Annotated in this window: 7 protein-coding genes; 2 read left to right on the top strand and 5 right to left on the bottom strand. The window is 64.6% G+C overall.

Features of this window, described 5'->3' with window-relative positions; all coding sequences use genetic code 11:
- A partial coding sequence (locus tag VF515_08110) for a hypothetical protein (protein HEX7407597.1) occupies window positions 1-549 on the top strand: 549 nt, incomplete at its 5' end.
- Between the two features lie 237 nt (window positions 550-786).
- Here VF515_08110 and VF515_08105 read toward each other — a convergent pair.
- The 4 genes from VF515_08105 to VF515_08090 all read right to left on the bottom strand — a co-directional run bounded on the left by VF515_08105 (window position 787) and on the right by VF515_08090 (window position 4744).
- Window positions 787-2292, bottom strand: coding sequence for a radical SAM protein (locus VF515_08105; protein ID HEX7407596.1), 1506 nt, complete (start codon window positions 2290-2292; stop codon window positions 787-789).
- A gap of 62 nt (window positions 2293-2354) precedes the next feature.
- Window positions 2355-2912, bottom strand: a complete 558-nt coding sequence (locus VF515_08100; protein ID HEX7407595.1) for an isoprenylcysteine carboxylmethyltransferase family protein — start codon at window positions 2910-2912, stop codon at window positions 2355-2357.
- On the bottom strand, window positions 2909-3925 hold the full coding sequence (locus tag VF515_08095) for a lysylphosphatidylglycerol synthase transmembrane domain-containing protein (GenBank protein ID HEX7407594.1): 1017 nt from the start codon (window positions 3923-3925) through the stop codon (window positions 2909-2911). The genes VF515_08100 and VF515_08095 overlap by 4 nt, the downstream gene beginning before the upstream one ends.
- Before the next feature lie 15 nt (window positions 3926-3940).
- Complete coding sequence (locus VF515_08090; GenBank protein ID HEX7407593.1) at window positions 3941-4744, bottom strand: polysaccharide deacetylase family protein; 804 nt, start codon at window positions 4742-4744, stop codon at window positions 3941-3943.
- Window positions 4745-4886: 142 nt separating this feature from the next.
- Here VF515_08090 and VF515_08085 point away from each other — a divergent pair, with 142 nt between their 5' ends.
- Window positions 4887-6047, top strand: a complete 1161-nt coding sequence (locus tag VF515_08085; protein ID HEX7407592.1) for a hypothetical protein — start codon at window positions 4887-4889, stop codon at window positions 6045-6047.
- A 69-nt stretch (window positions 6048-6116) separates the two neighbouring features.
- On the opposite strand, the gene VF515_08080 is transcribed toward VF515_08085, so the two are convergent.
- The coding region (locus VF515_08080) for a hypothetical protein (GenBank protein ID HEX7407591.1) at window positions 6117-6505 on the bottom strand (389 nt) is incomplete at its 5' end.

Raw genomic sequence — 6505 nt, 5'->3', positions numbered from 1 at the left:
CGCAGCGGTTGCGTCAGCCTCTCGATTGGCCTCGAAAGCATCAACCGGGCGAGCCTCGATTCGGTCAACAAGTCATTCAATCTACCGCAGCACTTTCCCCGCGACCTGGCCGCGATCCGCGGAAAAGGCATTCAGGTGATCGCGCTCCTCATGGTCGGACTCGATGGCGACAGCGTCGACACCTTCCGCCGCTCGCTCGAGTTTCTGATCGACAACAAGGTCTCTTTTCTCAAGCTGTTCACCCCCTGCCCATATCCGGGCACGAAGTACTACGACGACATGGCGCAAGCCGGGCGCATCCTGACGCACGACTGGGGTCGGTATGACTACGGCAGCCCCTTGATCAAACCCGCACACTTGACTCCCGACGAAATGATGGAGGGCTTCACGTATGTCTACCGGGGCTTCTACTCCACCCGCGCCATTGTCAAGCGCCTCTTTCCACCACCGACCGGCAGTTATCTTGAAACGCTCGCCTACCTGGTCGCGAATCTGAAAGTGAACCGATACTTGCGTAAGAACGAAAACGCCTGGGCAACCATCTCGTAGCGGGCGGACGTGGCCGCGTACGGCCATTTCCCCGGCAGTGCTGCCCGAAATTGGGACAGCAGCATTTCGTCGGGCCGTAACTCGGGACCATTCTTGAGTCCCAACCGGCTCGGCCGTGCACCTACAACGCCGGCATCTCCTGGGTATGATGGTCCGCCGCCACAGCCTCTGGTGGGGTCAGCAGCCCCAGGCAGCGCAGCGGCAGGATTCCGGCCACGAACCGGTTGCGTAGCCGTGTCATCGGCCGGCGGAATTGGCGACGCGATACCGCGCCGGCAAGCGCCCGATTACATAGCGGCCAGCCGCGAACTTGCTGCGCAGATAGACCGGGACTAACCTGATGAACCGCTTGAGGCATTTGGGCTGACGCACCAGCAGCCACAAGAGGCCGCACAGAACGCCCGGGCGGCTGTAGAACGTGCGATACAGGTGGTCGAAGTAGGTCTCGAGGGCTTCCTCACTCAAGCCGTTCGGGATAAAGACGAAATTCATGGCGTTCATTTGTTCCCAGTCCTCGGTGAAGGTGCCGTACTCGCGAATCGTCGGATACGACGGCGTGCCCGGGTAGGGAGTGAACTTGGTGACCTGACAGATGTCCAGTTCGACGTGTTTGAGGAACTCGGCGGTCTCCGCCAAGCTGTCGAGATCTTCCGTCGGATGGCCGATCATCACGTAGCCTTTGGCGCGGATGCCGGTGGCACGTGTCATGCGCAGGGTCTCGCGCATGCGGGGAATGCGGACCTCCCGCTTGACCACGTCGAGGATGCGCTGCGAACCCGACTCGATGCCGTAAGCGATCTGCCAGCACCCGGCGCGCTTCATCAAGCGCATGGTATCGATGTCCAGCAAGTTCGGATGGCTGTTGCAGTTCCAGGAGAAGGTGAAGCCGTTATCCAAAAAGGCCTGGCACATCTCCACCACGCGCTGCTTGCGCACGGTGAAGAGATCGTCGACAAAAATAATGTGGCGCACCCCCAGCCCCACCAGATGCCGGCACAGTCGCACCACCGACTCGACGCTGTGCATGCGGCCCTTCTTGCCTGAGGTCGAGCGATCACAGAACGAGCACGAAAAGGGACAACCCCGCGAGGTCATGAGCGTGGCGACCGGCGCCTGTGGATAGCTGAACAGCGTGGGTTGGAAACGATGCGGGAAGTCCGGCAATAAATCCCACGCCGGCAACGGCAACGCATCCAAGTCCTCGATGTACGGTGCAGGCACATTGACTCGAATATGGCCGTCGCGCCGGTAGGCCAGGCCGGGGACATCGTCGACCGCTCGCCCCTGGTCGAGACGTGCCAGCAACTCGACGAGTGAACCCTCGCCCTCACCGACCACGCCGAAGTCGATGCTGGGGAAGGCCTCCAGCGTGCGCTCGGGAATGGCACTCACGTGGGCACCGCCGAGGATCGTGACGACGCCTGGCAGCAGCTCTTTCACCCGCTCGGCGATGCGCGCGCCATTGGTCACCGAGATGGTGGTGGCCGAAATGCCAAGGTAGTCAGGCCGGAGGCGCGCGATCTCCTGGCTCACGTCGGCGACCGAGGTCCCCTGTTGCTTGGCATCGACCAGGCGAACGCGATAGCCCTGGACGCGAGCGACTGCCGCGAGAACCAGTACGCCCATCCCCGGAATGCTTTCCTCATCCTGGCGCAGCCGATCCATACTGCGGTCCCAGAACACATACGGAGGCTCACAGAGGACCAGCGTCTTCTGGGCGTTCGGCGCCTTCGGCTCCGCCACATCCAGCATGTTGCGGAGGAGACTACACCACAGGCGCGACGCCGGGCAAGGTGATGTTCGCGTCACCAAACAAACGGGATGAGCCGCTTCACGCTGCGACAGTACGCCTCGTAGCTCGGGCCGAGCCACGTCCGCAGACGACGCTCCTCCTGCACGGCGCGCGCCGCCAGCGCCACGAAGCTCACGGCGAGTGTTGCCAGCAGGAAGGCGCGCCGGGCCACCAGTAAGGGCGCGAAGGCCGCAAGCAGGTACCCGAAGTACAGGGGATGACGCACAACCCCGAAGGCACCATCGACCCGAAACCGTCGCGGCGGCTGCTGCGGCAAGTAGCGCGTGCGCAGCGGCCCGATCATCATCCGCCCCCAAAACCAGAAGGCGATGGCGATCACGAACACGGCGACGGCAAGGAGGCCGGACGCCGTCGGGATGACCGGGGTCCAAGTGATGGTGACGCAGGCCGCGGTCACGTGCAGGGCCAAGATCGCAGGAGCAAGGTGCACCCATAAACGCTCCGTTTTCGAGTAGAACGGAAGTGCCGCGTGCCGCGATTCAGCGCGGAACACATAGAACAGCGCCCAGCCCAGCGCGAAGAAGACTCCCAGCGCGGCACCGGCGCTCATGCCGCCACCTTCTCAACCGCGGCCAGCAGTCGCAACCGCCTGAGCGACACCCCGTGCACCGCAAGCACCAGCAAACCAGTCGTGGACCACAGCGTTTCGTGTAAACGCATGACGATGCCGACGACGAAGCCGAGATCCGGCCGGTTGCTGGCAACGGCGAGGACGGTCACTTGGCTGGCTTCCAGAGCCCCCAGCCCCGCCGGAGTGGGCACGACTCGGGCCAAGCCGGTCGCAACCATTGCCATCAAGAGCGTCGGAAGATCGAGGCTGATCCCAAAGGTCGCCAGCAAGAAGTGGTACTCGAGTATCTGCAACCCCTCGATACACAACGAGCCGAGGATACCCCAGACCATCGTGCCGGGATGACGCTGAAGAAACTGGATCAGTTGGTCCTCTATGCCGCGGAACGCACGTAGACAGCCCTGCAGGCGCACGAATCCGGACCCCCGTACGACACGCTCGATCGGGGCCGCGAGGTGGACGCCGCGCCGCAGCATCTCCAGCGCTATCGCCAGAGCAGCCAACAGGAGCAGCATCGTGTCGATCAGCGTGTGCGCGGCCCGGCGCGAGGATCCGAGCGTATGCGCCGAGGAGAAGACCGTAACAGAGGTGACGCCGCAGAGGATGTTGGCGATCGTCTCCATGACCCGGTCCAGCGCCACGCTCGCACTGGCCCTCGCCGCACCCACACCTTCCTCGTACACCAGGGCGATGCGTACCGGGTCGCCGGAAATGCGGCCGATTGGGAGCAGCGAACTCACCGCGTCCCCCGCAATGCGGGCCGCCACCAGGCGCCCCAGTCCTGGACTGCCCCCGAGTCTTCGCGCCACCAGGTGCCACCGCCACCCGAGTCCGAGGCGAACCGCGCCCCCGAAGGCGAGGTAGGCGACGAGATACTGGGGCGAGAAGTGCGCGAAAGCCGCGCTCACATTGGCGAACCCGAATCGCCAGCACAAGAGTGCGACCGCCCCTGCCCCACCGGCACAGGCCCCGACTTCAATCGTCCGCCGCACGGCCACCCCCGGAACTCAATCCCTCAACTCCGCGAAGACCTCAGTGATGGGCACAAAGGCGATGTCGTCAAGCACCGCCGCCAGCGTCTCCGCAAAGCCCCGGCGACCGGCCCGAATCAACCAGCGCCCCGCACCTCTGGCCGCCGGTGAGAGCGGGTCGAGTTCCCACGGATGCAGGTAAAACACACCCGGACCGACGCTGCGCTCAAACTGGCGCACACCCCGGTAAACCAGCCACCGCGGCAGGAGCCGGAACCCCGCACCACTCGCCAACGGCAGGTGCCAGAAGTGCAAGAGTTGCAGGATGGCCACGGGAACTTCCCAAAGGCCGTTGGCGTGACGGAACGGTTGGCGAGGGCACACGAGCTCCAAACCGGGCGGCCGATCGATGGCCAGGATGCTGGCGTCGTAGCACACCCCCAAATCCGCGAGGATCTCGATGGGCCAACGGACGTCCGCCTTGATCGAAAAGTACGGAGCACGATAGCCGCGCACGGGTCCGCCCGTGGCGTCTTCGATCACGCGGAGTGAGCGGGAGACATCCTCGCGAAACTCCCGCCGCGTCATCCGCATCACGTGGCGGTGCTGGTACCCGTGACTACCGATCTCGTGGCCGGCGCCGGCGACTCGTCGGACCAGCCACGGCAGGCGCGCGGCCACTTCACCAAGAAAAAAGAACGTGCCCGTGGCGCCGTGCGCTGCCATGATGTCGAGTAACTGCAGGGTATTGCGCTCAACCCGGCTCTGCGGTGTCCCCGCAGCCCTTACCGCCGCATCGTGGTACCAATCCTCCACATCGACGCTGAGTGCGTGCACCATGCTCAGTCCAGCGGACCTCGTTTGCGGACACACCTTGTGCACGATCACCGGCGCTTCTGCAACTCGCCGGTCACGACTCTCGCACACCGCATTGACCCTCACGGGCGGCTTGCAGTATAGACCAGCAAGCGGGGTGGGTGTAATGCACGACTTCCAGCTCGACGGTGACCGTCTCGAGGAACTACTCAGCCGCGCCCGCGCGCGGGCGGCAACCGGGTACGTTGAGTCGGTCAGCGAGCGGGCTCGCTGCGGCAACGGACTCGATGCCGAGGACATGGCGGTCCTGTGGTTTGCCGAGCAACTAGACACCGAGGCGGTGTACCAGCTCGCCACTGCAGCGCGCATGCATCACCCGCGGCATCTGGAAACCTTCTCGCCGCTGTACTTGACCAACACGTGCGACGCCGAGTGCCACATGTGCGGCATGCGCCGCGACAACGACGCCATCGAGCGCGACACGGCCGACCGCACACGGGTCCAGCAGCAGCTAGAGACCCTGCGACGACGGGGAATGCGCGCGGTCGCACTGTTGACGGGAGAATACCAGTCCCCCAGGCGAAGCTGGGCGATGGGTTACGTCAACGAGGCTCTCCACCTGGCACTGGAGATGCAGTTTGCGCACGTCATCCTGAACATCGGTGGTATCGACGACAAAGAATTCGCCCCCTTGCTGGCTGGAATCGAGCGGGACCCCGGCGGCCACGTGAAGCCGCCGATCACGCTCTCCAACTTCCAGGAAACTTATTGCCGAACGCATTACGCCAAGTTCATGGGCAGCAATCCGGACAATCCGCGCGCCGACTTCGACCGCCGGCTGGCTGGTTTCGATCGCGCCTACCGTGCCGGGTTGCGGTCTGCAAACCCCGGGATACTGCTCGGGCTCAACCGCAACCTCGGCTGGGAGCTGGCGGCCTTCGCGACGCACGCGCGGCACCTGCGGTCGCGGGGCATGCAGGTTTACCTCTCCGTGCCGCGCCTGCGCCAGATTGCCGGCAAGCACGACCAGAGGGGCGCCAGCGACGAGCAGTTCGTCCGCCTCGTGTCCGTTCTCTCGATGGGCCTTCCCGACTGCAAGATCATCATCACCACTCGCGAGCCGGTGTACATGCAGCACAAGCTGGTCCCGATAGTGAACGTGCTTTCCGCCGGCTCATCGGCGGTCGCACCGTACACCGACACGACCGCCGAGTACCGCATCGAAACGAGCCAGTTCCAAGTCGTCGATCAGCGGCCCTTCGAGGAGATACTGCGCGACCACCTGTCCCCCGGTGCCTCGATCGTGAACTTCCAGCCGCCGGCGTGAAGCTTGGCGTCCTAGTCCCCTCTCCCGTTGCCACTTCCGGCAACGGGGGAGGGTCAGGGTGGGGGCATTCTAGGGCGTGCGTCTCAGCAGCAGCGCGGCAGCCGCACCGCCTCGGCCCAACCCACACAGCAACACCCGTTTGATTGGCTGCGCTTCGCCGCGGCTGGCCGCGAACCGCAGCGAAGGACTCGGTTCGGGGTTCCGCAGATGACACAGCGGCGGCACCATTTGCTCGTGCAGCGCCAGACACGCGGCCGCGGTGCTCAAGGCACCCGCCGCGCCGAATTCGCCGACTGCCCCCTTGATCGAGGTGAGGCGCACGCCACCGATTTGCTCGGCAACCAAGCGCCCGAAAAGATCGCATTCGCAGGCGTCGAGCCGAGGCGAGGAGTTGGCCGCTCCGCACACCAGATCCACCCCGTCCATGCCGAGTAAGCGGCGTAGCGGAGCGAGCGCGG

Source organism: Candidatus Binatia bacterium (assembly GCA_036382395.1).
In the GTDB taxonomy this organism is placed as follows: domain Bacteria; phylum Desulfobacterota; class Binatia; order HRBIN30; family HRBIN30; genus JAGDMS01.
The sequence above is the reverse complement of the archived record's forward strand: the minus strand, read 5'-3'. Positions and strand labels throughout refer to the sequence as shown.

Excerpts from the sequence above, each read along its gene's own strand:
- VF515_08100 (HEX7407595.1), bottom strand. The coding sequence starts at position 2,912 with ATGAGCGCCGGTGCCGCGCTGGGAGTCTTCTTCGCGCTGGGCTGGGCG.
- VF515_08090 (HEX7407593.1), bottom strand. The coding sequence starts at position 4,744 with ATGGTGCACGCACTCAGCGTCGATGTGGAGGATTGGTACCACGATGCG.
- VF515_08085 (HEX7407592.1), top strand. The coding sequence starts at position 4,887 with ATGCACGACTTCCAGCTCGACGGTGACCGTCTCGAGGAACTACTCAGC.